At 51.6% G+C, this 24,526-nt stretch carries 19 protein-coding genes; 13 read left to right on the top strand and 6 right to left on the bottom strand.

From position 1 onward, the window contains the following. Positions 1-23 precede the first annotated feature (23 nt). Positions 24-1,481 (bottom strand): APC family permease, encoded by a 1,458-nt coding sequence (locus BOO20_RS07775; protein ID WP_076791849.1) that lies wholly within the window; start codon positions 1,479-1,481, stop codon positions 24-26. A gap of 27 nt (positions 1,482-1,508) precedes the next feature. Then, positions 1,509-2,390 carry a TorF family putative porin gene (locus BOO20_RS07770; protein WP_076791847.1) on the bottom strand — a complete coding sequence of 294 codons (882 nt, stop codon included), beginning with the start codon at positions 2,388-2,390 and terminating at the stop codon, positions 1,509-1,511. Between the two features lie 380 nt (positions 2,391-2,770). On the opposite strand from BOO20_RS07770, the gene BOO20_RS07765 reads away from it, so the two are divergent. The 5 genes from BOO20_RS07765 to BOO20_RS07745 all read left to right on the top strand — a co-directional run bounded on the left by BOO20_RS07765 (position 2,771) and on the right by BOO20_RS07745 (position 8,076). After that, the gene (locus BOO20_RS07765; protein ID WP_076791846.1) at positions 2,771-4,372 is read left to right on the top strand and encodes a thiamine pyrophosphate-dependent enzyme; all 1,602 of its coding nucleotides are present in this window, start codon (positions 2,771-2,773) and stop codon (positions 4,370-4,372) included. Positions 4,373-4,379: 7 nt separating this feature from the next. Beyond that, positions 4,380-4,961 carry an indolepyruvate oxidoreductase subunit beta gene (locus BOO20_RS07760; RefSeq protein WP_076791844.1) on the top strand — a complete coding sequence of 194 codons (582 nt, stop codon included), beginning with the start codon at positions 4,380-4,382 and terminating at the stop codon, positions 4,959-4,961. Positions 4,962-4,966: 5 nt separating this feature from the next. Beyond that, on the top strand, positions 4,967-6,268 hold the full coding sequence (locus BOO20_RS07755; protein WP_076791900.1) for a phenylacetate--CoA ligase: 1,302 nt from the start codon (positions 4,967-4,969) through the stop codon (positions 6,266-6,268). Between the two features lie 15 nt (positions 6,269-6,283). Beyond that, entirely contained in the window at positions 6,284-6,712 is a 429-nt protein-coding gene (locus BOO20_RS07750; RefSeq protein ID WP_076791843.1) for an ACT domain-containing protein, read from the top strand. Positions 6,713-6,876: 164 nt separating this feature from the next. Further along, entirely contained in the window at positions 6,877-8,076 is a 1,200-nt protein-coding gene (locus BOO20_RS07745) for a PLP-dependent aminotransferase family protein (protein ID WP_076791841.1), read from the top strand. A gap of 199 nt (positions 8,077-8,275) precedes the next feature. Here BOO20_RS07745 and BOO20_RS07740 read toward each other — a convergent pair whose 3' ends face one another. Next, complete coding sequence (locus tag BOO20_RS07740; RefSeq protein WP_076791840.1) at positions 8,276-10,378, bottom strand: sigma 54-interacting transcriptional regulator; 2,103 nt, start codon at positions 10,376-10,378, stop codon at positions 8,276-8,278. Between the two features lie 295 nt (positions 10,379-10,673). Here BOO20_RS07740 and BOO20_RS07735 point away from each other — a divergent pair, with 295 nt between their 5' ends. The 4 genes from BOO20_RS07735 to BOO20_RS07720 are packed head-to-tail and all read left to right on the top strand — an operon-like array spanning position 10,674 to position 15,012. After that, entirely contained in the window at positions 10,674-11,999 is a 1,326-nt protein-coding gene (locus tag BOO20_RS07735) for a TolC family protein (protein ID WP_076791838.1), read from the top strand. Between the two features lies 1 nt (position 12,000). Beyond that, positions 12,001-12,432: a universal stress protein gene (locus tag BOO20_RS07730; RefSeq protein ID WP_076791837.1), complete on the top strand. Its 432-nt coding sequence runs from the start codon at positions 12,001-12,003 to the stop codon at positions 12,430-12,432. Continuing rightward, positions 12,419-13,420, top strand: coding sequence for an HlyD family secretion protein (locus BOO20_RS07725; RefSeq protein WP_076791835.1), 1,002 nt, complete (start codon positions 12,419-12,421; stop codon positions 13,418-13,420). Before BOO20_RS07730 ends, BOO20_RS07725 begins: the two co-directional genes overlap by 14 nt. Further along, positions 13,417-15,012, top strand: a complete 1,596-nt coding sequence (locus BOO20_RS07720; protein ID WP_076791834.1) for a DHA2 family efflux MFS transporter permease subunit — start codon at positions 13,417-13,419, stop codon at positions 15,010-15,012. Before BOO20_RS07725 ends, BOO20_RS07720 begins: the two co-directional genes overlap by 4 nt. A 17-nt stretch (positions 15,013-15,029) precedes the next feature. Here BOO20_RS07720 and BOO20_RS07715 read toward each other — a convergent pair whose 3' ends face one another. After that, the gene (locus BOO20_RS07715; protein ID WP_076791832.1) at positions 15,030-16,352 is read right to left on the bottom strand and encodes an MFS transporter; all 1,323 of its coding nucleotides are present in this window, start codon (positions 16,350-16,352) and stop codon (positions 15,030-15,032) included. 341 nt (positions 16,353-16,693) lie between these two features. Here BOO20_RS07715 and BOO20_RS07705 point away from each other — a divergent pair, with 341 nt between their 5' ends. The 4 genes from BOO20_RS07705 (at position 16,694) to BOO20_RS07690 (ending at position 21,741) form a co-directional block, all read left to right on the top strand. Continuing rightward, positions 16,694-17,239, top strand: a complete 546-nt coding sequence (locus BOO20_RS07705) for a hypothetical protein (RefSeq protein ID WP_076791831.1) — start codon at positions 16,694-16,696, stop codon at positions 17,237-17,239. 258 nt (positions 17,240-17,497) lie between these two features. Further along, positions 17,498-20,527, top strand: coding sequence for a DEAD/DEAH box helicase (locus tag BOO20_RS07700; RefSeq protein WP_233120922.1), 3,030 nt, complete (start codon positions 17,498-17,500; stop codon positions 20,525-20,527). A gap of 6 nt (positions 20,528-20,533) precedes the next feature. Beyond that, complete coding sequence (locus BOO20_RS07695; protein WP_076791829.1) at positions 20,534-21,418, top strand: SWIM zinc finger family protein; 885 nt, start codon at positions 20,534-20,536, stop codon at positions 21,416-21,418. Positions 21,419-21,528: 110 nt separating this feature from the next. Then, the gene (locus BOO20_RS07690; protein ID WP_076791828.1) at positions 21,529-21,741 is read left to right on the top strand and encodes a dodecin; all 213 of its coding nucleotides are present in this window, start codon (positions 21,529-21,531) and stop codon (positions 21,739-21,741) included. Between the two features lie 81 nt (positions 21,742-21,822). On the opposite strand, the gene BOO20_RS07685 is transcribed toward BOO20_RS07690, so the two are convergent. Together BOO20_RS07685 and BOO20_RS07680 are read right to left on the bottom strand one after the other, a co-directional pair. Then, positions 21,823-23,685, bottom strand: coding sequence for a phosphoenolpyruvate carboxykinase (GTP) (locus BOO20_RS07685; protein WP_076791826.1), 1,863 nt, complete (start codon positions 23,683-23,685; stop codon positions 21,823-21,825). A gap of 142 nt (positions 23,686-23,827) precedes the next feature. Next, on the bottom strand, positions 23,828-24,391 hold the full coding sequence (locus BOO20_RS07680; RefSeq protein ID WP_233120921.1) for a TlpA disulfide reductase family protein: 564 nt from the start codon (positions 24,389-24,391) through the stop codon (positions 23,828-23,830). Positions 24,392-24,526 lie beyond the last annotated feature (135 nt).

Here is a 24,526-nt window from a genome sequence, read left to right as displayed (position 1 = left end):
TTTACATAATGGTTACCGATTGCTCAGCCCTGCGTCTGCGTACTGAAACGATCACTGTTGAATTTTGTCTCACGATGAATTTCATCAATGACATGCGGATGGAACCTGTGGATCACAAGAACCCACGCTACACCGCCAAGGAGCAGGGCAAAAAAGAGATAGGGCAGCCAGTTGTATGGTGCCGGAGGCACCGGGTAGATATTGCCGAGAATGGCAAGCCCGAGAATAGCGATAGAGATAACGGAGGTAATGATGTTGGTAACCTTGAGCTCACCAAGGCGCCTCAGATAGACCGGAGCTGCAACAGAGACAATAATATAGGTTGTAATGAAACCGAGTGTCGCAACCGTTCCGACCCAGCCGTATATATCAAAGTCGCCCGCACCCCTTACCGAGAGAATTGCTGCCGGAATAAAGGCGATAATGGCTGCTATCGTTACGGCTTTATGGGGGGTCTCGTTGGTGTCATGCGCATCACCGGCAGAAGCATGAAAGATACCGTGACGGCTCATCAGAAAGAGAATGCGCGCTGCAGCATTGATGCTTGCAAGGACGCACGCAAAAAAGCTGATGATGGCGCCGATATTGATAAGAAGAGCTATAGAGGAGAGACCTGCTCGGTCGGCAAGAACATTGAGGGGTGCGGAGCTCTTGTCGAGCGTTTCGCTGTGTCCCTGAAAGCCGATGACCTGGGCATAGGAGGAGAGAACAAAAATCGCACCAACAATCAGGGCACTTCTCAGAATCGCTCTGGGGATACTTTGCAACGGGTTTTTGGCCTCGGAACCGAGCGTCGCTGCACTTTCAAAACCGGTAAAACTGAACAGGGCCAGAACAAGACCACCGCGCAGCGCATCAAAACTGGTTGTTTTAAGGGCAAGCTGATCAAGGTCAAGCTTGAACCCGTAATGGTAAAGAGTCACTCCAACCAGAAGCAGAACAAAAGAGACGCTTGCAAACTCAAGGATAAGCGTCAGACGTGTCGAGAGCTTGATATCCCTGTAGGCAACATACCACGCAGCCAGCACGCTGAAGGCTATGAAAATCACTGCGGGAATTTTGATTCCGGCAACACTCTCAAACAGGACATTCGCATAATTGGAAAATCCTGTAGTTACGGCTGATGCGCAACCGATATAGGCGATAAGCAGCGCCCAGCCGGTTACAGCTCCCCAGAAGGAGCCGAGACCCTCAATCGTGTATGTGTAGAATGAGCCCGGCGAGGCTGAACGACGGGCAAACTGGTTGATGCTTGATGCGACAAGCAGAATGCTGACTGTGGCGATCAGATATGCCAGCCACGTCCCCCCTCCCGATACAGCGAAAACCAGCGGAATGACGACGGTTGGCGTTGCCGTCGGTGCTATGTTTGCAATGGATTGGCCAAGGGTCTCCAGCGGAGAAAGTGAGGAGCTCTTCAACCCGTAGGACTCCTTTCCCCGGTGCGAAGCTGCTCCCTGTTTTATATCGTTGTTGCTCATGAGTATCTCCTGTGTTAAGCTGATTGATTAAAGGGTGTAGCTGAGCTTGAGGCTGTAAACCGCCTGATGGTTATCCTTGAAAACACTCTTTGCTGCATTTCGGATATCGCGGTTAAGCAGGCTTACGTATTGTACCGCCGGTGTAAGCGTAAGATTATCTGCGGCTTTTATCGCTGCAGAAGCCGTCAGGGTCAGGTCATTGAATGCCGCACTGTTGACTCCGAAGTACCCCTTGTTGTAGCCTGCTGTGCCGTAACCGACTGCTCCTGATATGGCTGCGGTTACTCCCTCTTTTTCAAATGCGTGGCTGTATCCGCTGCTTGCGACGAAATAGGTGCCCTTGATTTCATCGAAGTCGTGGTAGAGCGCAACTGCCGGTGTGCCGGGCAGATCAGGCAGTCCGGCATTTAAAAACAGCTCTCTGGTTCCCGGAAGAGCTTTTACATTTCCGCCTGCATCAAGAACGGTCTGGTTGGAAAACTGGTACTCAATCCATCCAAACGTTGTTGCAAGAGAACGGATTTTCGTTGTGTAGGAGAGCGTAAGATCGGTTTCGGTGAGTTCAGGAGCTTTTGCTGTTAATGCATGGGTAAAGTTCACATTGTTGACCACATTGACGGAAAATCCCCCCTTTGTCACCGTCAGGGATGGCTGGGTGACAAACTCATTATTGATCACCTGGCCACGCCAGACGTAGGCCGACAATACCGGAACGTCAATCGTAACGCTAACCGGCGACTTTGCTTCAGCAGGAGCATCTGCGGCAAACGCCACCCCCGGCCCGTCAAAAGCGCAGAGTAGCGCGCAAAGTGCTGCTGCCTGAAACCGTTTTGAGCGGCTGATGCTCTTTATGACTCCCGGAATAGTGAATGCGGAAGCGATAGCGCTCTGTAATTGATTCGTTTTCATATGGCGTCTCCTGATTGCGTGAAAAGGTTGAAATTCTATGAAGAGGGCCTCTTGCGTCCGGCACCTCTGATTCACAGGGGCAAAGAAGCCTTCCGGGAAATGCTCCCGAAATCATGCTCCTCCCGATTGACTATTGACAATATCTGACAGGATGGGCGAACCGGAAATCCCCAAAACACGGTATTCTCTATGCCGCAAATGGATTGATTTACGCGCATACTGCTTCGTTTTTTAACAAAAGAGAGCCGAATTCTGTCGATTTGAAGAGCTGAGAAAAGCATGCATTGCTCACATTGCACAAAAGAGTCAGAACCCTCCCTTTTCCATCACTTCAGCACGAAAAATTTCTGATCTTCGATGATAATCCGTAAGTTTGCTGCATGAAAAAAGAACTCTTACTGGGCGCAGAAGCTATTGCTCTCGGTGCTCTTGACGGCGGAATATCCGGCGTCTACGCCTACCCCGGAACCCCTTCGACCGAAATCACCGAATACATCCAGAAGAACAGCCATCAAAGGAAAGAGCCGGTGCGCTCTGCCTGGTCTGCGAACGAAAAAACCGCCTATGAAGCGGCTCTCGGTATGTCCTATGCAGGCAAACGGAGTCTGGTCTGCATGAAGCATGTCGGCCTTAATGTTGCCGCCGATGCCTTTATCAACTCTGCCATTACCGGGGTAAATGGCGGACTCGTTGTTGCCGTAGCTGACGACCCGTCGATGCACTCCTCGCAAAACGAGCAGGACAGCCGGGTTTATGGAAAATTCGCCATGCTGCCGGTGCTTGAACCGGCCTCTCAGCAGGAGCTCTACGATGCTACACGAGAGGCTTTTGATCTTTCGGAGTCCTTCAGACTTCCGGTACTGCTCCGGCTTACGACAAGGCTTGCGCATTCACGCGCAGGAGTCGAAGAGCGGGAGGTGCGCCCGCAGAACAGACTCAACGCCATCCATGCTCCTGAACGCTTTGTCCTGATGCCGCATAATGCCCGCCGTCAGTATAACCACCTGCTCGGCATGCAGAACAAACTTGAAGCCTATTCAGAGCAGTCATGGCTGAACCGCCTGATTCCCGGAACGGGCTCAACAGGCGTACTTGCCTTCGGTATTGCATTCAACTATGTCATGGAGGTTCGGCAGGCTTACGGTATGGAGTTCCCTGTTCTCAAAACCGGCTGCTATCCGATGCCGAGAAAAGCGATCGAGGATCTCTTCAGCCGCTGCGAAACAGTGCTTGTTGCCGAGGAGGGTTACCCGGTCTGTGAAGAGCTGCTAAGAGGCTATTTCGGCGGCAGGAATATCAGGGGACGCCTCGACGGAACACTGTCGAGGGCGGGAGAGCTCAACACCGACAGCGTAGCCAAAGCTCTCGGAATTGCTCCGAAAAAGCTCGTACCGGTGCCTGAGATTGTGGCAAACCGTCCCCCGGCACTCTGCAAGGGGTGCGGGCACCGTGATCTTTATGAAGCACTCAACACAGTGATGAGCACCTGTAGTGAGCGCCATGTATTTTCAGATATCGGCTGCTATACACTCGGAGCGCTCCCGCCTTTCAATTCGATCAGCACCTGTGTCGATATGGGCGCATCGATCACTATGGCCAAGGGTGCGGCAGACGCAGGGCTCCGACCGGCTGTAGCGGTAATCGGTGACTCCACCTTCACGCACTCCGGCATGACCGGACTGCTCGACGCGGTCAACGACCAGGCACCGATCACGGTTATCATCGCTGATAACGACACTACGGCCATGACCGGCGGCCAGAACTCTTCAGCAACAGGCTCGAAACTGCATGCAATCTGCCGGGGAATCGGCGTTGATGAACAGCATATCAGAACCATTATTCCACTGAAATCCCGACTTGAAGAGAACATCGCCATCCTCAGGGAGGAGATTGCATGGGATGGCGTGTCGGTCGTGCTGGCATACAGGGAGTGTATTGAAGCCGCTGCCCGAAAAAAACGTAACCGGAAAGGAACGCCTTAACAAAACCATGCAGATCAACATCATTCTTGCCGGAGTCGGAGGTCAGGGAATACTGAGCATCGCTGCCGTAATCGATCACGCGGCCCTGCAGGGCGGTCTCACTGTCCGGCAGGCTGAGGTGCACGGTATGAGCCAGCGAGGAGGTGCGGTGCAGTCACATCTCCGCATTTCCGATACGGAGATCTACTCCGATCTTATTGCCGGGGGCACCGCCGACCTGATCCTTTCGGTAGAGCCGCTTGAGGCGCTCCGCTACCTCCCCTGGCTTGCCCCGCACGGGCGGGTGGTAACCGCGACAGAACCCTTTGTCAATATGGCAGCCTATCCGGCTATGGATGAGATTCTCGCCGAGCTTGACCGTACTAACCGACCGGTGCTGATCAACGCCGCAGAACTTGCCCGCCAGACAGGCAACACAAGAGTATCCAACATGGTCATGCTCGGAGCGGCATCACCGTTTATCGGCATTGCTTCAGAAGAGATAGAGAGCTCCATAGAGCGGCTCTTTCAGGCAAAAGGAGCTGATATTGTAGCCATGAATATCAGGGCATTCAGAAAAGGAGAGGAAGTATCACAAACTCAAGCATGAGCGACATGATCTGGAACAAGCAGTATGAGTGCATGGAGCGCGAAGCGCTTCTGAAACTTCAGGGAGAACGGGTGAAATCAATGGTTAAACGGGTCTACGACACCGTCCCTTTCTACCGGAAAAAACTTCAGGAAGCGGGAATCGAACCCGGTGACATCAACACCATTGATGATCTAAAAAAACTCCCCTTTACCACCAAGCAGGACCTGCGTGACAACTACCCCTTCGGTCTTTTTACCCTGCCCCAGACCGACATCGTCCGGCTGCACGCATCAAGCGGTACTACCGGCAAATCAACCGTTGTCGGATACTCCCATAACGACATTCAGATGTGGAGTGAAGTGGTTGCCCGCTCACTCACCATGGCAGGCGTAACCAACTCCGACATCATTCAGATTGCCTATGGTTACGGGCTTTTTACCGGTGGACTCGGCCTGCATTACGGCGCAGAGAAGGTTGGAGCCTCGGTCATTCCGATCTCCGGCGGCAACACCAAAAAACAGCTTCAGCTCATGGAAGACTTCGGCTCTACGGTCCTCGCCTGTACGCCATCCTACGCCGCATACCTCGGCGAAGCCCTTGCTGAAGAGAAAATTGACCGCCGCAACATCAAGCTCAAAGCCGGAGTTTTCGGCGCCGAGCCATGGACCGAAGGGATGCGCTCACAAATCGAGCAGCTTCTCGGCATCAAGGCCTATGATATTTACGGACTGAGTGAAATTATCGGCCCCGGCGTCTCGATGGAGTGCCACTGCCAGAAGGGCATGCATGTATTTGAAGATCACTTCATTCCGGAAATCATCAATCCTGATACCTGTGAAGTGCTCCCCTACGGAGAGCTTGGTGAACTGGTCTTCACCCCGGCAACCAAGGAGGCGATGCCGCTGATCCGCTACCGCACCCGCGACCTTACCCGGCTGCATGCCGAAAAATGCGACTGCGGCCGCACACTGGTTCGAATGGAAAAGTGCGTCGGACGCTCCGACGACATGCTTATCATCCGCGGGGTCAATGTCTTCCCGTCACAGGTAGAAGCGGTGCTGCTTGAGATGAGCGAAACCAAACCCCACTACCTGCTTGTTGTAGACCGTGAAAACAACCTCGACACGGTTGAGATTCAGGTAGAGATCAATGAGCAGTTCTTCTCCGATGAAGTGAAGGAGCTTGAAGCTCTCCGCCAGCGGATCAGGGCAAATATAGCAAGCACACTCGGCATCAGTGCAACGATCCGCCTGGTTGAACACGGCACAATCGAGCGAAGCATGGGCAAAGCGCAGCGGGTGGTTGACAAACGCAAACTTCAATAACGAACAGGAGTGGCCATGATCATCAAACAACTGTCAGTCTTTCTTGAAAACAGGACCGGACGGCTGACCGAACTGACCGGCATCCTCGCAGAAAATGACATCAACATTTCGGCATTCAGTATTGCCGATACCGCCGACTACGGCATTCTTCGCATGATTGTCGGGCGTCCCGAACCGGCGGCCGAGATTCTCCGAAAACAGGGATTTGCCGTCAAAATCACCGATGTCATCGGCATGATCATCCCGCACAGTCCCGGCAGTCTGCACAAGGCGCTTGAGCTGCTGTCGAGCAACAACGTTGCCATTGACTATATGTACGCCTTCGCTTCCGGAGAGTGCAAGGCAACCGTTGTGATCAGGGCTGAATCACTCCAAAAAATTATCGATGTCCTGGTGGAGCATAAGATGGAGTTGTTGCAGGAAGGGGATGTTTATCAGGTGTAACCAGGCAACTAATAAAAAACTGTTGCGCGATTCGATTGCGTCGTCAGGCGGTGCTCGGAATTCTCATGTACTTGCGTGTACACTCCGGTTCCTGCGCTCCGACTGCCTTGTACTCAAACCGCTCTCGACGTTTTTTATTAGTTTCCCAAACGATAAGATTTATAATGCCAAGATTCTCCAAAGCTGTTTCATCACTCCGCTCTTCCGAGATCAGGGATCTTATGACGCTCGCCTCTCGACCGGACATCATCTCATTTGCCGGCGGTATGCCCGGCAACGACCTCTTTCCTGTCAGAGAGATCGAAGAGCTCTTCTCAAAGCTCAGCGAAAAAACGAAACAGTCCGCGTTTCAATACGGCCCTACACCGGGGCTGCCAACGCTCCTTGAATCACTGGGAGGGTTTCTTGAAAAGAAGGGGCTGCCGGTAAAGGAGAACCGGCTGCTCATCACTACCGGCTCGCAGCAGGCCCTCAACCTGCTTGCCAAGGCATTTATAGATCCGGGGGACCCCGTGCTGGTTGAAAACCCCTGTTTTATCGGTGCGCTGTCGGCATTCCGAGCCCATGAAGCCGAGCTCAAAGGGTTGCCGGTTGATCGCGAGGGCATTTCGATAGCGGCGCTGCAAGAGGAAATCGCACACAGCGTAAAACCAAAATTTCTCTACATCACGCCATATTTCCACAATCCTGCAGGCCTGCTCTACACTCAGAATCGCAAGGAGGCGCTTGTTGCTGCACTCCAGGGAGAGGAGATTCCGCTCATTGAGGATGATGCATTCGGGGATCTCTATTTTTTTGAAGAGGACCGTCTGCGCCTCCAGCCGATGAAGTCGATCAATCCCGGCGGAATTGATATCTGCTACACCGGATCGTTCTCCAAAATTCTCGGGCCGGGACTTCGACTCGGCTGGATGCTTGCACCTGAAGAGATTTACAATAAATGTGAACTGATCAAGCAGTCTGCCGACGCCTGTTCACCGAGCTTCACCCAGGTGATCGCCGACACCTTCATCCGCTCCGGCCAGATTGACAGCTATATCGCCAGCGTCCGCCAGGAGTATAAGAGGAGGGCCTCCGCCATGGTTGCCGCTCTCCGGGAGCACCTGCCCGACTATGTAGAGTGGAACGAACCCAGGGGCGGATTCTATATCTGGCTTACCCTTCCGCAAGGGTGTGATGCCTCCCGGATTTTGCAAATTGCCATTGAAGGCGGTGCGGTGTTCGTCATAGGCCGCACCTTTGACCCGGAGCCTTCGGTTGTGCGCAACAATACGCTGAGGCTCTCCTACTGTAACAACACCCCGGATCAGATTGCCGAAGGGATCCCGATTGTCGCCCGCGCCATACGGCAAATCTGCGGATAAAAGTGGAAGAAAGTGAACAGAAGTGGACACGAAAATGGTGGACAAAAGAGTGGACTCAAGTCGACAAAAGGGGGAAAAGAGAGTTGAGCGATGTGCCGTATTTTCTCTCTGTCTTTGATGTCCTTGATGTCTTTTCAGTCCTTTGTTAAAGGCCTTAAGCGATTCCATTGAATCACGTAAAAGGGTATATAGCGTTTCCCTACTGATACCGTTTCCTGAGACCGAGCTTGTCGATTCGGGAGTAGAGCGTTTTAGGGTGCATTGCAAGCAGTTCGGCGGCGCCGCCGATGCCGCTCACCCTGCCCTTTGAACGATCAAGGGCGTCAAGTATCAGTTCCCGCTCCAGTACGGCAATATCGAGTTCAAAATCCTGCATGGTTTTAACCGCTCCCCCGGAAGGTCGCCCCGCGACAGGCTGCGCCGGAGATAAAATCGAGGAGAAATCCAGTGATGCTCCGTCAGAAACGATAACCGCCTGCTCAATGAGATGAGCCAGTTCACGGATATTGCCCTTCCACTCCCGCTCAACAAGACGCTTCATATCACTCTCTTTAAACAGACGAAGCGGTTTGCCGAACTCCCTTGCATATTTGGCGGCGAAATGGGCAGCAAGCATCGCAATATCATCCCTTCGTTCACTGAGTGGAGGAATAACAAGCGGAAAAACATTGAGGCGGAAAAAGAGATCCTCGCGAAAGCGCCCCTCGGCGACCTCTTTTGCGAGATCACGATTGGTAGCGGCAAGAACACGCACATCAACCTTGATGATCTGCCTTCCGCCAAGACGCTCAAACTCACGCTCCTGAAGCACACGAAGCAGTTTGGCCTGCAGCTCAAGCGGCAGCTCCCCGATTTCATCAAGAAAAATCGTCCCCCCCTCTGCCAGTTCGAATTTACCGATCCGCCGCTCTGTAGCACCGGTAAAACTCCCTTTTTCATGGCCGAACAGCTCTGATTCAATCAGCGGCGCCGGCAGTGCTGCACAGTTGATCTTGATCAGCGTGCGCTGCTTTCGGGAGGAGAGATTATGCAATGCCCTGGCAAACAGCTCCTTGCCGGTACCTGTTTCTCCCTGAATAAGTACGGTGGCATCAGTCGGCGCGACCTGGCTTACCCGCCGGAGTACTGCACCAAGAGAGGCGCTCCTGCCGATAATCTCTTCAAAATTATGCCCCGCCTTGATCTCGTCAAGAAGGCAGGTCCGCTCCCCCTCAAGCTTCCTGCGGAGCTCATCAATTTCCTCGAACGCAAGATAGTTCTGCAGGGCAAGGGAGAGCTGGGGAACAATCAACCGGACCATTGCCTGATCCTGCTCATCAAAAGCACGTGAGGTATCGGAGATAATCAATCCTGCCCGGCTTCCCGGCATATCCCAGAGCGGAACGGTAAGCAGGGAGCAGATGCCGAATTTTTCACGGACAAGCGCAAGAATACGGTATGAAGAACAGAGTTGAAGAAAACTTTCCCCGCTATAGCATCCGGGAGTAGTGATAAGCGAAAAACTCTCCCGTGCTATCGCTTCGGAATCGACAACCCCAAGCAGCTCATTCGAAGTGACCTGCAAAAAGCCGCTATTGTTCTCGTGCATAAAATTGTCATAAACACGAAAAAAGCCATCCTCACCCATAACCCTTATGCCAAGAAAGGTGCAGGACATGAGCTTGTCGATCTGCTCGCAGACTGAAAGCAGCATCCGGTTGCGATCCTTGATGGTAAGCAGGGCATTGTTGACGGCAAGCTGCATGGCGGTCTGCGCTTCGCGCTGCCGGAGCTCTTCGTAGGCCAGCGCATTGCTGACGGCAACCGCTATCGGGGAAGAAAGGGTTACAAGAAGCCCCTTCTCGCTCTCCAGCCACTTTTTTTTGTCATCCTTGGAAACAAAACAGAGAAAGCCGATAACCTTTCCGCCGGTTCGCAGCGGAGCAAGTACAACCTGGCGCATACCGAGTTCATAGAGCACCTGGGGAACAGGAAAATCCGCAGGAAAACTGCCGATCGACTCTCCGATATTCAGCACGGATACCGTCACATCTCCCAGATGGGGTTCAATCCAGGAGCCGGCTATCGGCCGCTTTTTACGCTCGACACCATCAGGAAGCTGAAAGCGAAGCATTTCAAAAAAAACACTGCTGTAGCGCCGATCCTTGTCAAAGGTGATAATAACGACGGAATCAAACTCAAATACCAGACGGAGTTTGTCTGTAACTGTCCGGAACAGCTCCTGGGGATCGCGAATGGAACCGACGGCATCGCTTATATACTGCATAAGCATATGTGCCTCATGGGATGAAGAGATACTCATAGGATCTCAAGAAAGATGATATTCCTGAATAATAGGAATACAAAATAGAGAATATTCTTATTATTTCAGAACAAACAAAAAGAGAAAAGAAACTAAATCCTTTATCAATAACATGTTAACTCTCTTTTACCTCCCTTTTCCTTCTGGCATACGAATTGCCTTAATAAGTAATAACAGGAAAGAACACCTTGGGTAAAAGAATAAAGGGCTCCACTATACATTGTTGTGCACGGTTTGAGTCCCGAATGTGTCGGGAGAATACATTTATAGCGCGGCCCGAAATCACCGGGAAATAATGAAGAGAATACTGACAAGAGTTGCCGTTTGGACAGGCGCAGCAATGATACTTGCAATGCCATGCCGGAGTGCTCTCGGAGGAGAATCCCCCGAAGGGGTACTGACACTTGAAAAAACAATCGGACTTGTTCGTGAAAACCACCCGGCCCTGAAAGCCGCCGCCGAAGAGATCACTGCCGCCGATGCCCGGGTTACCAAAAGCAGAAGCACCTGGTTCCCTCAGATAACGGCAAGTGCAGGGTACACCTATATTGATCCGGTCTCGGAAATGAGTTTTGGCGGCAGCGCTCCGATCAAATTCATGCCCAACAACAACTACGACGCCAAAGTCACCGCAAGGGCCACAATATTTGATTTCGGAAAACGGGGAAACGGTGTCGAGCTTGCACTCTCAGGGAAAAGATCGGCCGAACACGCACTCGAAATTTCCCGCAGGGAGCTCTCCTGGCAGAGTATCCAGCTCTTTTACGGAAATCTGTTGCTTCACGAAAGTATAAGGGTAGAACAGAAGGAGATTGCTGCGCTGAACAAGGCTCTCGACTTCTCGACAAAACGATACCAGGCAGGATCAGCAACCCGGTTTGATCTCCTCTCCACCGAAGTGCGTATCGCTGCCGCCCGGAGCAGAGCGCTTGATCTGGCACATGCCCTGCGCCGGAACGAACTGGCCCTTCGGCGCCTGACGGGCATCGCTGATAACGGACCGTTAACCCTCAATGGCTCATTTTCCGTCACGCCATCCGCAGCAAAAGAAACCGGATTGGTGGCTCAGGCGTTACAGCAGCGGCTGGAGGTGAAACTGTCAATTGAAAACGAAAAAAGTGCCGGCCAAAAGCGATCCATCGCCATAAAAGAGGGGATGCCGGTCATTACCGGAAGTGCCTCCTACGGCAGGAGCAATGGCTACCAGCCCGATATTGAGGCGATGCGTAATAACATTGCCGCCGGGCTTCATCTTGAAATCCCCATCTTTTCAGGCTTCCGTAACAGTGCTGAACGACAGGAGGCCACGGCGCTCATGCATGCCGCCACGTTGCGCAGGCTTGATACCGAGCAGCAGGTAAAAAACGAAGTCGAAGAGATGCTTGACGGAGTTCAGACCTCATCGAAAAAGCTCCTGACTACCGATGCCCAGGTAAATCAGGCGAAACTCGCTGCCGAACATGCCCGGGCACGATTCGAAAACGGTATGGCAACCACGCTTGACCTTCTCGACACGGAAGCTTCACTTTCCCAGGCGGAACTTGCCAGACTGAACGCCACCTATGAGTATATCATGAACAGCTACACACTGAAACGGGCAACCGGGGAGGTTTTCTGGTAAGATGGCATCCACACTCAAAAAAATCATCTGTGCCGTGGATTTTTCCGCTGTTTCCGACGCTGTAGTTCGCTATGCTGCAGAGATGCACAGCGCAGGCAGGGAGCTCATTGTACTGCATGTCGCAGCTGAAGAGGATAAAAAGAAGGGTCTGCACGGCATGCACCTGCATGAATTTTCGCGCTACAGCGATATCCTTGAGCAGCACAGTTCGGACTGCCGCTTTGCCCTGCAGCACGGGGAGCCGGCATCCTGCATTCTCGACTATTCAGCCGAGCAGCAGGCGGATATGATTCTGCTCGGCTCGCACGGAACTACATCCATTACCCGCCTTCTTGTGGGAAGCACTGCGGAAACGGTCATGCGTCATGCGCACTGCCCGGTTATGGTACTCAAAACACCCGACAATAACCCAAAAAACCATGGAACAACCTGAACCGAAAACAATGCCAGAGAACACTCCTGCCGAAAAAAACAGCACGTTAAAGGCATCAAACCCGATGCGGATCATTATTGTCGTAGTTCTGCTTGCTGCGGGAGTGATCTGGGGCGGCGCCCGACTCTACCACTCGTTCCTCTATGTTGAAACGGATAACGCCCAGATTGAGGGCGATCTCTATCCGGTCATATCGCGCATTCCGGGAAAGGTTCAGGATGTTCTCGTAGATGATAACCGGATAGTAAAACAAGGGGAAACAGTGATCCGGCTTGAAGCTGCGGATTATGAAGTGCGCCGAGACATTGCATCGGCTGCGCTGCAGAGTGCCCGCGCCTCCGTTTTGGCAGCAGAAGCAAATGCAAATGCCGCTGCAGCAACCGAGCGCAAGCTCAATGCCGATCTCGGGCGCAACAACAACCTTCGGCGGCAGGACGTTGTATCACAGGCGGAATTCGATGCGGTCCGTGCCGGTGCTGACGCAGCGAAAGCCCAGTATGCTTCAGCGACAAGCCAGCGTGGTGCCGCCGCAGCACAGGTTAAAATGCGTGAGGCGGAACTGCGCAATGCCGAACTCCAGTTGTCCTACACCACCATAACCGCTCCGGCTTCAGGGCATATATCAAGAAAAAGTGTTCAACCGGGGCAGTACGTAGCCCCAGGACAGCAGCTCATAGCAATTGTGGGAAGCAATAAATTATGGGTTGTGGCAAATTTCAAGGAGACTCAGCTTCAAAAAATCACTCCCGGACTTCCGGTCATCATCCATGTTGATGCTTATCCAGACAGTAAGTTCAAAGGCAAAATTGAGTCCATCTCATCGGGTACCGGAGCAAAGTTCTCTCTGCTGCCGCCCGACAATGCAAGCGGAAACTTCATCAAGGTAGCCCAGCGGGTTCCTGTGAAAATTGTTTTTACCGAAACCCCGGACAAAGCGCAGAAGCTGGCAGCTGGGATGAACGTGGTGGTTGAGGTGAAGGTAAAATGACCTCCATTGCCCCAATACTGCAGAATCCGGCTCATGCCTATGAAACCGGGTTAAAGAAAGTCATTATAACGCTGACGGTTATCGTTGCAGCGATGCTTGAACTGATCGACACAACCATTGTCAACGTAGCGCTTACGCAGATTAGCGGCAACCTTGGTGCAAGCATCGAGGATGTTGCCTGGGTGGTCACCAGCTATGCTATCGCCAATGTTATCGTCATTCCTCTTTCAGGCTTTTTGGGAAACCTTCTCGGACGGCGAAACTACTATATCGGTTCCATACTGCTTTTTACGGCAGCTTCGCTGCTTTGCGGCATGGCGCCAAACATCTGGGCTCTGGTCTTTTTCCGCTTTCTGCAGGGACTCGGAGGAGGGGCGCTCCTTCCGACTTCCCAGGCAATACTCTACGAAACCTACCGCCCGGAAGAGAGGGGCAAAGCAACCGGTATTTTTTCGATGGGACTGGTTCTCGGCCCAACTTTCGGCCCTCTGCTTGGCGGTTTTCTGGTTGACTATATGACGTGGGAGTGGTGCTTTTTTGTCAACATTCCGGTCGGACTGCTGGCAGCATGGTCATCCTACATCTTCCTGAAGGAACCGAAGGTCAAGCATACCGTCTCAAATATCGACTGGACCGGAATCGGATTTCTCGCTGTCGGTATCGGCTCGTTGCAGTTTATTCTTGAACGGGGAGAATCAAAAGACTGGTTTGAAACCCCCTATATCACCTTGTTTACCATTATCGCCGTGGTTGCGCTGCTTGCTTTTATCTGGTGGGAACTGCACACCGAAGAGCCCGCCGTTGACCTGCGAGTGCTTGCCCGAAGCAACAACCTTGCTATTGCTGCTGTGCTCACCTTTGTCGTCGGATACGGCCTCTACGGATCACTCTTTGTCTTTCCCGTCTTTGTGCAGCGCCTGCTTGGTTTCACCGCACTGCTGACTGGAACAGTGCTCTTTCCAAGCGCCCTGGTAACGGGAATTATCGCACTCCCGCTCGGCATCGCCCTTCAGAGGGGTGCATCACCAAAACTGCTTATGAGTTTCGGGATGAGCGCATTTGTCTTTTTCTGCTGGAACCTCGGCCAGCAGACCATGCAGTCGGGCTCTGAAAACTTCTTCTGGGTACTGCTCCTGCGTGGTGTAGCCCTTGGCTTCATCTTTATTCCGGTCACCATGCTCGCGGTGGCAGGGCTGCACGGCAAAGACATCGGCCAAGCAACCGGGCTCAACAACATGGTGCGTCAGCTTGGCGGCTCGTTCGGCATCGCCATCACCAACACCTATATCGCCAAACGGGTTGCCGCTCACCGGGTAGAACTGCTGAGCCATCTCTCCCCCTACGATCCAGCCGCAGTGGCAAGAATTGATGCCATTAAGCAGGCCGCAACCATGAGGGCCGGTGTTTCACCCTCCGAATCGGAGCTTGTAGCCCTGAAGGCTCTTGAAGGCACGGTTACCATACAAAGCCACCATCTCGCCTATATGGATGCATTCATGCTGATCGCCCTGCTCTTTGCGCTTGCACTGCCGCTGCTTTTTTTCATTAAAATCAACAAAAGCGAAAAAGCAGACCTCTCCTCCGCCCACTGAATATGAAGGGTCCGTTATTACTGCGCCCCTTCCGATGAGTTGTAACGGCTGTAAGCGTTGCGGACACTGCGGTTGGTGTAGATGAGAACTATCGCAGCAAGAATGGTTACCATGCACCCTGCCCGGATGGCAATCCCGGTACCGAAGTGTTCCGAGAGATAGCCGATCTCCAGGTTGCCGATCGGCATAAACCCCATGAAGACCATCATGTAGAGGCTCATCACCCGGCCACGAAAACGGTCATCAACCGTGCCCTGGATGGTAGCGCTCAGGGTGGATACGGCTGCCACAAGACCGAACCCGCCAAGGAAAAGGAAAAAAAGCGCCACCGGCAGTGAAACAGAGAAGGTAAACCCGATTAGTGCCAGAGCGAACAGAATGGTTCCACCGGCAATGAAAACAAGCCGGTCAACTCTTCCGGAGAAGATGGAGACAAGCACGGTCCCGATAACCGATCCAAGACCAGACACCCCGTAGAGATAGCCAAGACCTGTTGCTCCCATGCCGAATGTTTGTTTGGCAATAACCGGAAGCATGGTAACATAGGACCATGCAAAAATGGCGATTACGGCAATAAATAAAATAGCGGTGCGGATCACCGGATGCTGCCAGGAGTAGCTCAGCCCCTCCCTGATCGCCAGCACAGGATTGCCTGAAATGGTCGCGCCTCCCTTTTTAGGCGATGCTTTCATGGAGATGAGTGAGAGAATAACCGCAAGAAAGCTCACACCATTAAGCAGAAAGGCGCCGCCCGTTCCGGTTGCCGATATCAGAAAACCCGCAATAGCCGGACCAATCACCCGCGAACCGTTGTAGATCGCCGAATTCATCGCAATGGCCGACGCAAGATGCTCCCGCTCCACAATTTCACTCAGAAAAGCCTGGAGAGCCGGAACATTCAGGGCATTGACACATCCGAGCAGAAAAGAGAGCAGAAGGATGATGCCGATGGTGACGGTGCCGGTCAAGGCAAAATATCCAAGTACAAAAGCCAGCAGCATAGCCGATGACTGCGTCCAGAGCAGAATGGTTCTGCGCGGATAGCGATCAACAAGCACGCCGCCGAAGAGGGAGAGAAAAAGAGTAGGCAGGGTTGAGGCTGCGGCTGCAAGACCCACGTCAAACGCTGAGCCGGTAATTTCAAGCACCAGCCACCCCTGGGCCACCATCTGGATCCAGGTGCCGATCATGGAGATTATCTGTCCGGGAAAGTAGCGGCAGAAATCAGGACTCTGAAACGCCGGAAACGCCATCAGGAGGCGTCCCGATAGTGAACGCTCTCTTTGAAGCCCGGAACGTGTCGTATTTTTTGATGTTGCGTCTTCAGCAGGCAGCGTCATTACAGCAGGTCGTCTTCAGTTATTCTTCTTCTGACAGCTCCAAGGTATTAAAATCAAGCGGGAATTCCCGCATGGAGTTATGCGCATCTTCATAAGCACACAATCATCGTCCTCGCGGCAGATCAAACCATACCACCCCAGGATTTGCAACATAATAGCGCACAAAACTCCTTTGTTTTTCGCCTGGAATACAGAGATGGTTACAGATACAAAAAGGGAGGAAAAGGTGCCACTCATTGATATAAATAAGCCGTACATTCAGCCAGCTCATGCAGGCTGAATTCGCCTGAAGGAGCTTGAATGTAAACTTCATCAACAACAAAAAGCAAGGAGTTCTTCCGATGAATGCAGTAAATCCGGAAGCTATCGGTCTGTTCGGGCTCATCGTCACCGTCTGGGTGTTCGGTCTCGAACAGTTGGGGTTCGGACTGGACAAGGAGACCGATCATGCAAAGCTGGGGCGGAATCTTGGACATGTCGCCCTCTGGTTCGGAGGGGTCGCACAGATTTTCACTGCCCTGTGCATGTTTCTCTTCGACATGGGGTTGCCTGCTGACCTGAGAATCTATCTGGGTACCATCTTTGCCACCTACGGGCTTTTCTGGGTTGTTGTCGCCATGCATTTCTACAATCCCGGCGACAAAAAGGTCTATGCGCACCTGTTTCTCGGGATCTTTTTCATTACGACACTCTTCAGCTACAAAGCCGTCCTGCTCGGCAAAATCTGGCCACTGGCCACCGTGCTGCTGCTTATTAATGTGCTGACGATTCTGCTCCCGTTTGCCTGGTACAGGCAGAACGCCATCATCACCAAAATCTGCGGAGCAACAAACGTGGCCATCGGCCTCTGTGCCGTACCGCTCCTCATGCACTCCCTCGGCATGTGAGCCTCCCTCCGATTGCCCGAAACATTCCCCTGAAATGACGGAGTGTTTCGGGCGGCACGAACCGCACGCTCTACATCCCCCTTTTTATGACGATAGAAACTACACGGAATTCCGCAAAAGCAGGAATTTAAGCTGGCCATTGTTTATTTTACGCCCTTGTCAGCAGTTTCTGTCATGAATAACTCGACTGATAACACTTTTTTCATCCCGTAACCATAAACTGATGACGGAACCGAAACCGTTGCCACTCGAAAAACCATGACCATGATTGCCCTGCATATTTCTCTGAGAGAGGGAGTTCCAATCCTCTGGAGTGAGGGAAAAAAGATCGGTATGCTGAAAGAGTTGCGGCTGGCAATGGCGGGTATAGGCATGTTCAGCCTGCGCGGCAACACAACCAAAGAGTATTCTGTCTGGCTGCCGAGCAACGGAGAAACAGCTATCCCGTCATCTCCGCTTGTCGGTCATAAAAGCGATACCATCGAAAAGGAAAATCTTTATCAATTCCCGATTACCGCACTTCGCCTTAACGCCAATTCGCTTTTTGAGCTGACCCTCCTCTCCGAAAAGGGAAACGTTCCCGGAAGTGGCATCATCTTCGGGAGTTCTGTTATCTGGATGCGGCAGGTTGTAAAAATTGCACTGAACCTTATCCGTAGCCAATCGATTCTACCCTCAATCATCAGAACCGCTTCATGTTGGGAGGCAACATGGCTGCCTGTGCCCGACAGCACAACATTTCTGGCGATTGAAAAACTTGCAGAAACCATACCTGCGGTATGCCGCACTCTTGGTAAAACCGTAACGCAAGCCCCACCGGAACTGCCAAAACAACTGGCTCTTAAACAGCTTCTTGCTTTTACACTCAATGCTTTCCTGCGTCCCGCAGAGAAATCTGAAGTAATCAAAGGCTTTACTTTTGAGAGCATCCATGACGCATGGATTTACGCATTGAGCAACAATCCTCCAAAAATAGCATGGGATCGAGAACCAGAGATTGAGGAGTTTGCCCGCCAGCTCAGCGCCTGGCGTCGCCCGCTTGATATCCACAACCGGTCACCATTCAAGTTCTGCTTTCAGCTTACAGAGCCACCCCTGAAAGGCGCGAAACAGGAACGCTGGCATGTGGCTTACCTGCTGCAATCGAAAACCGACCCAAGCCTGATTCTTGAGGCCAAAGATCTCTGGAAACCGGAAAGCACAGCATCTCAACATGCTAAATCGCTCACCCGAGAGTGCTCCGAGTTTATGCTTACGGCTCTGGGAGAGGCGTCAGGCCTTTACCCGGCAGTCACCAAAAGCCTGAAAAGGAAAAATCCGAGCGGCTTTGACCTTGATACCGTTGGTGCTTACCGGTTTTTGCTTGAGTATGCTGAACTGTTGCGCAACGCAGGGTTTGTGGTCATGCTGCCTTCCTGGTGGATTGGTCAGAGAGGGGTTAACCGAATCGGGATCAAAACAAAAGCCAAACTGCCCGCCATGAAATCAAGCGGCTCCGGCCTTACGCTTGACAGCATGATTTCATGCGATTATGCCGCAGCTCTCGGCAACGAAGAGCTTGATCTGGAGGAGCTGAAAACATTGGCAAAGTTGAAAGCTCCTCTGGTGAGAGTACGCGGAGAGTGGACACAAATTGATAGCAAGGAGCTTTCGAATGCTCTGCGTTTTCTTGAAACCCATCCGACAGGAGAGCTTTCAGCCAGAGAGATGCTCTCAACAGCGCTTGGCGCCCAAAAAAAAGAGGAGAACATCCTGATTCGCTCCGTTGAATTTGACGGGTGGCTACAGGAACTGCTCGAAAAACTGTCGGGCCAAGCTCAGTTTGAGCTGCTCACTGCATCAGAACACTTTACAGGAACACTTCGCCCCTATCAGGAGCGCGGCTTTTCATGGCTCTCATTTCTGCGCAAATGGGGATTGGGCGCCTGCCTTGCGGACGATATGGGTCTCGGCAAAACCATCCAGACACTTGCACTGGTTCAGCGAGAGCGGGAGATGGGTGAAAAAAGGGCGGTGCTCCTGATTTGCCCGACCTCAGTAATCAACAACTGGCGAAAAGAGGCACAAAAATTCACCACTGAGCTCTCAATTCTGGTACATCACGGAATTGACCGAATGAAAATTACAGATTTTCGCAAGGCAACGAACACCTCCGCCATTGTCATATCAAGCTACGGACTGTTGCAGCGCGACATTGCACTTTTTTCAAAAATCTCATGGTCAGGTATTATTCTCGATGAAGCCCAGAACATCAAGAACCCTGAAACCAAACAATCCAAAGCCGCAAGGGCACTTCACGCGGATTATCGTATTGCCCTTACGGGAACTCCGGTCGAAAACCATGTCGGCGACCTCTGGGCTGTAATGGATTTTCTCAATCCTGGGCTTCTCGGCACACAGCACTATTTCAAGCAGAACTTTTACACGCCAATTCAGTGGTATGGCGACACAGAGGCATCGACCCGTCTGAAATCTCTGACCGGCCCATTTATTTTACGCCGAATGAAAACCGACAAATCGATTATTTCTGACCTGCCGGACAAAATTGAAATGAAAGAGTATTGCACGCTTACCAAAGAGCAGGCATCACTCTATAAGGCTGTCGTAGATGACTTTCAGGGAAAAATTGAGAGTGCGGAAGGCATTGACCGGCGCGGGCTGGTATTTGCACTGCTTTTGAAACTCAAGCAGGTCTGCAACCACCCGGCACAGCTCCTTGGAGATAACTCACCCATAAACAAACGCTCAGGAAAAATAGAGCGCCTTACAGAACTGCTTACAGAGATTCGCGAAGCTGAGGAAAAAACACTGATCTTTACCCAGTTTACCCAAATGGGAAACATGCTTCAGGGCTACATTCAGGATCTCTTCGGCGAAGAGGTGCTTTTTTTGCATGGTGGCATCAGCAAAAAAAAGCGGGATGCAATGGTTGAAACCTTTCAGCAGACAGGCAATTCATCATCAATCTTTATACTTTCACTGAAAGCTGGCGGAACAGGTCTGAATCTGACAGGAGCCAACCACGTCATGCATTATGACCGGTGGTGGAACCCTGCAGTAGAGAACCAGGCAACTGACAGGGCATTCCGTATCGGGCAGAATAAAAACGTTGAGGTGCATAAATTCATCACATCGGGCACACTTGAAGAGCGCATTGATGAGATGATTGAGAAAAAAACAACCGTTGCAGGCCAGGTTCTCGGTGCAGGGGAGCAGTGGCTGACCGAACTTTCAAACAATGATCTGCGCAAACTGATTATGCTGAGTCAGGACGCAACAGGAGAATAATGACAGATGGCTTACGAATGGTTTATGCGATATATTCCAGCCGCCCCGAAAGCAGTTACCGGCGGCATAAAGGCACAGAACAAACGCGGCGCATTTGGCAAAACCTGGTGGGGAAAACAGTGGCTAACTTCCCTTGAAAAATTTCATTCCAACACAAGGCTTACCCGTGGAAAAACTTATGCCCGAAGTGGCCAGGTAACCGACCTTGTCATATCTGCCGACAACGGTGTCTCAGCTAAAGTTCAGGGCTCAAGAGCCAATCCCTACAAAGTTTCAATCATACTGACACCCTGGTCAAAAAGTGAGAAAAAGCTTGTTGCTGAAAAACTCGCATCAAAACCAATCTACATTGCACAACTCATCAGTGGGCAGATGCCGGAAAACCTTGATCGCACACTGAAAACAGCAGGGGCGCCTCTGTTTCCATATAAATTTAACGATCTGCGCTCCAAATGTTCATGCCCTGATTACTCAAACCCCTGCAAGCATATCGCGGCTGTTTTTTACCTTATGGCAGAGGCTTTTGACAGTGACCCCTTTCTGCTGCTGACATTACGGGGAATAGAGAGGGATCAGCTTCTCAAGCAGACAGGATATCAGCATCCAGTGGAAGGTGGTGAAGAGAGCGCTGTTCTGCCGGAACCACTTCCAACGGAACATGGCGACTTCTGGGAATATACAACCCTGCCAGAGCCTTCGATGCTCTTTTCTTCGCCAAGAGTAGAAGCAACAATGATAAAGCGCCTCGGTTCAATTCAATACTGGCGATCTTCAAAAAACCTTGTAAAGACGATGGAGATAATCTATGCACGCAACTCCCTTTCTGCCGAAACCATGATCAACAGACTAACGACCGAACAGGATAAAGAGGTTTCGTCTTCACCAGAATGAGGATGGTTTTGCAGATTTCGCCTGATTTGCTAATATGAGTGCTGAATAGGTATAAATTTCAGCCGGATCAGTAACAGATTTTTTTTCAAGGACTAAAACCATTACACACCATGAGTGATCACATCTATAAGAAAATTGAACTTGTCGGCTCTTCAACGACAAGCATTGAAGAGGCAGTAAAAAATGCAGTTGCAAAAGCAGCCGAGACCATCAGAAACATCCGCTGGGTTGAGGTTCTTGAAACCCGTTGCCATATCTCTGACCAGCAGGTCGCCTACTGGCAGGTTACCGTAAAAATCGGCTTCACCCTTGACGAGGAGTGATTCGCCTTTTTTTAAAAACGCAAAAAGGCGCCGGTTCCGGCGCCTTTTTGCGTTAATCGATCAAGGAATCCTCTCCGGAAGTTATTCCGCCTCATAGATTTCCGGCGCCAGCGACCAATGCCTTGGAGAGAGCCAGAGCGTTGAGAGCATCAGCTCACGGATGTGAGGAAACTCTTTTGGCAAACGGTCGTAGATCATTTCAAAAAGCTGCTCATGGGAAAGGAGCTCGGTCTTCCATGCTTCACGGTCTACCGACATCAGCTTGATGAACTTCTCTTCCGTCATATCCTCAAGACCTGTCCAGTCAATCATATCGTACTTCGGCATCCATCCCAGCGGACTTTCAACGGCAGCAACATCACCGTGCACACGATCAACAATCCACTTCAGTACCCGCATGTTTTCACCAAAACCGGGCCAGAGGAATTTGCCGTTTTCGTCCTTGCGGAACCAGTTGACACCGAAAATTCTCGGCAGCTCGGTGAGTGTTCGGCCTACATGCAGCCAATGGTTGAAGTAGTCGCCCATATGGTAACCGCAGAAAGGAATCATGGCGTAGGGGTCGCGACGCACATCGCCGACCGTACCTGCCGCAGCAGCAGTTTTTTCCGAACCCATCGTTGCTGCAAGGTAGACACCGAAATTCCAGTTTGCTGACTGGTAAACAAGAGGAACGGTATCGCCCCGTCGTCCACCGAAAATAAAGGCACTGATAAGCACACCTTTCGGATTTTCCCAATCGGGATCAAGGGAAGGGCACTGACTTGCCGGAGAGGTAAACCGTGCATTCGGATGTGACGAGAGCCTTCCGCAGTCGGGAGTCCAGGCTTTTCCCTGCCAGTCAATAAGCTCTGCAGGAGGAGTGTCGGTCATGCCCTCCCACCAGACATCTCCATCGGGAGTCATGGCTACATTGGTAAAAATACAGTTCTTAGACAGCGTGGCCATGGCGTTCGGATTTGATTTCTCCGAAGTACCGGGAGCTACGCCGAAAAATCCGTATTCCGGGTTGATGGCATAGAGGCGGCCATCCGGACCGGGCTTGATCCATGCAATATCGTCACCAACAGTAGTCACTTTCCACCCTTTGAACGATTCCGGAGGAATAAGCATGGCAAAGTTGGTCTTTCCGCATGCACTCGGGAAGGCTCCGCCGACATAGGTTTTTTCGCCTTCCGGAGATTCAACACCCAGAATAAGCATGTGTTCGGCAAGCCACCCTTCATCACGAGCCATTGAGGATGCGATACGAAGTGCGAAACATTTTTTACCGAGAAGGGCATTGCCGCCATAGCCACTGCCGAAAGAGACAATAGAGCGCTCTTCAGGGAAATGGACAATATATTTGGTGTCACTGCATGGCCAGGCAACATCCTTCACTCCCGGCTGAAGCGGAGCTCCGACGGAGTGAAGACAGGGAACAAAGTCACTGTGCTCATCAAGAAGATCCATAACCTGGCGGCCCATACGCGTCATGATGCGCATATTGGTGACCACATAGGGGGAGTCGGATATTTCAACGCCGATATGGGCAATAGGTGATCCGAGCGGTCCCATGCTGAAAGGAATGACATACATGGTCCTGCCGGTCATGCAGCCGCTGAAAAGCCCGTTGAGAGTCGCCTTCATCTCTTTTGGCGCAACCCAGTTGTTGGTTGGGCCTGCGTCCTGTCGGCGAATGCTGCATATATAGGTCCTGTCCTCAACTCTGGCGACATCGCTCGGATCTGAACGACAGAGATAACTGTTCGGACGCTTCTCTTCTGAGAGCTTGATAAAGGTGCCGCTCTCAACCATCTGTGTACAGAGGCGGTCATACTCTTCCTGGGAGCCATCACACCAGGATATGGCACCCGGACGGCACAGTTCAGCGGTTTCCTTAACCCACTGGAGCAGTTTTTTGTTTTTCACATAGTCCGGAGCATTGATCTGCATAAAAGTCATTGTTTGTTTTCTTTTGGAGACTAATCGTTATAAAAAAAGACGTCCGCATTCAACACTGAATGCGGACGTGGAGAGGAGAAACTGAATATGTCCGGATAGAGAGAGAGCCGGACACCAAAACCCTTGTTCATAAAGTCAGGTATTATTTTACTTTTACGGGCTTTTTGAGTGCAGCAAGAATGATCTGCTCAAATTCCGCTTTACTTTTACCCCCGGTAATGACCTGGGTCACCCGTCCTGATGCGTTCACAACAAAGGAGGTCGGAATAGCCTTGATCTGGCCATCCGGAACAAATCTGCCAAACGAGCCAAGAAGCTGGTCATCAGACATGACAACAGGGTAACTGATCCTGTTCCCTGTTATGAATGACTTGATGGTCGGGGAGGTTTCATTGACTGCGATACCAATAAAAGTAAATCCATTACGACTGTATTGATTCTGCAGGGCAACCATATCGGGAATCTCTGCTCTGCATGGGGGGCACCACGATGCAAAAAAATTCACAATATAGGCCTTGCCTGCCAGTTGCGCTGATCCAATCGCCTTGCCATCAAGCGTAACTGCTGAAAATGCTGGTGCCGGGGTATTAAGAGCCGCAACAGGAGCGACAGCAAACGCATCTCCTCCGGTTCCGGCAAGAAGCAGAAGACAAAACAGTGCTGTATTAAAAAATTTGCTGATCCCGCTCTTCAATCTTGTATTCATAACCATCCGGATTTAACTGATAATTGAGCTTTTTGTCCAATGCGCTCTAATATAGCAATTCTTCTTTTTTTTTATGACATAACCTCAATAATTCATGACGCCCAAAATTGGGGGTATTGCATTCCAAAAATAAGT

The sequence above is a fragment of the Chlorobium sp. KB01 genome (assembly GCF_001975465.1).
Classification (GTDB): domain Bacteria; phylum Bacteroidota; class Chlorobiia; order Chlorobiales; family Chlorobiaceae; genus Chlorobium.
This window is presented reverse-complemented; position numbering and strand designations above follow the sequence as displayed.

Bases quoted from the DNA above. Each gene is read 5' to 3' on its own strand.
- BOO20_RS07775 (WP_076791849.1), bottom strand. From the start codon at position 1,481: ATGAGCAACAACGATATAAAACAGGGAGCAGCTTCGCACCGGGGAAAG.
- BOO20_RS07770 (WP_076791847.1), bottom strand. From the start codon at position 2,390: ATGAAAACGAATCAATTACAGAGCGCTATCGCTTCCGCATTCACTATT.
- BOO20_RS07765 (WP_076791846.1), top strand. From the start codon at position 2,771: ATGAAAAAAGAACTCTTACTGGGCGCAGAAGCTATTGCTCTCGGTGCT.
- BOO20_RS07760 (WP_076791844.1), top strand. From the start codon at position 4,380: ATGCAGATCAACATCATTCTTGCCGGAGTCGGAGGTCAGGGAATACTG.
- BOO20_RS07755 (WP_076791900.1), top strand. From the start codon at position 4,967: ATGATCTGGAACAAGCAGTATGAGTGCATGGAGCGCGAAGCGCTTCTG.
- BOO20_RS07750 (WP_076791843.1), top strand. From the start codon at position 6,284: ATGATCATCAAACAACTGTCAGTCTTTCTTGAAAACAGGACCGGACGG.
- BOO20_RS07745 (WP_076791841.1), top strand. From the start codon at position 6,877: ATGCCAAGATTCTCCAAAGCTGTTTCATCACTCCGCTCTTCCGAGATC.
- BOO20_RS07740 (WP_076791840.1), bottom strand. From the start codon at position 10,378: ATGAGTATCTCTTCATCCCATGAGGCACATATGCTTATGCAGTATATA.
- BOO20_RS07735 (WP_076791838.1), top strand. From the start codon at position 10,674: ATGAAGAGAATACTGACAAGAGTTGCCGTTTGGACAGGCGCAGCAATG.
- BOO20_RS07730 (WP_076791837.1), top strand. From the start codon at position 12,001: ATGGCATCCACACTCAAAAAAATCATCTGTGCCGTGGATTTTTCCGCT.
- BOO20_RS07725 (WP_076791835.1), top strand. From the start codon at position 12,419: ATGGAACAACCTGAACCGAAAACAATGCCAGAGAACACTCCTGCCGAA.
- BOO20_RS07720 (WP_076791834.1), top strand. From the start codon at position 13,417: ATGACCTCCATTGCCCCAATACTGCAGAATCCGGCTCATGCCTATGAA.
- BOO20_RS07715 (WP_076791832.1), bottom strand. From the start codon at position 16,352: ATGACGCTGCCTGCTGAAGACGCAACATCAAAAAATACGACACGTTCC.
- BOO20_RS07705 (WP_076791831.1), top strand. From the start codon at position 16,694: ATGAATGCAGTAAATCCGGAAGCTATCGGTCTGTTCGGGCTCATCGTC.
- BOO20_RS07700 (WP_233120922.1), top strand. From the start codon at position 17,498: ATGACCATGATTGCCCTGCATATTTCTCTGAGAGAGGGAGTTCCAATC.
- BOO20_RS07695 (WP_076791829.1), top strand. From the start codon at position 20,534: ATGGCTTACGAATGGTTTATGCGATATATTCCAGCCGCCCCGAAAGCA.
- BOO20_RS07690 (WP_076791828.1), top strand. From the start codon at position 21,529: ATGAGTGATCACATCTATAAGAAAATTGAACTTGTCGGCTCTTCAACG.
- BOO20_RS07685 (WP_076791826.1), bottom strand. From the start codon at position 23,685: ATGACTTTTATGCAGATCAATGCTCCGGACTATGTGAAAAACAAAAAA.
- BOO20_RS07680 (WP_233120921.1), bottom strand. From the start codon at position 24,391: ATGAATACAAGATTGAAGAGCGGGATCAGCAAATTTTTTAATACAGCA.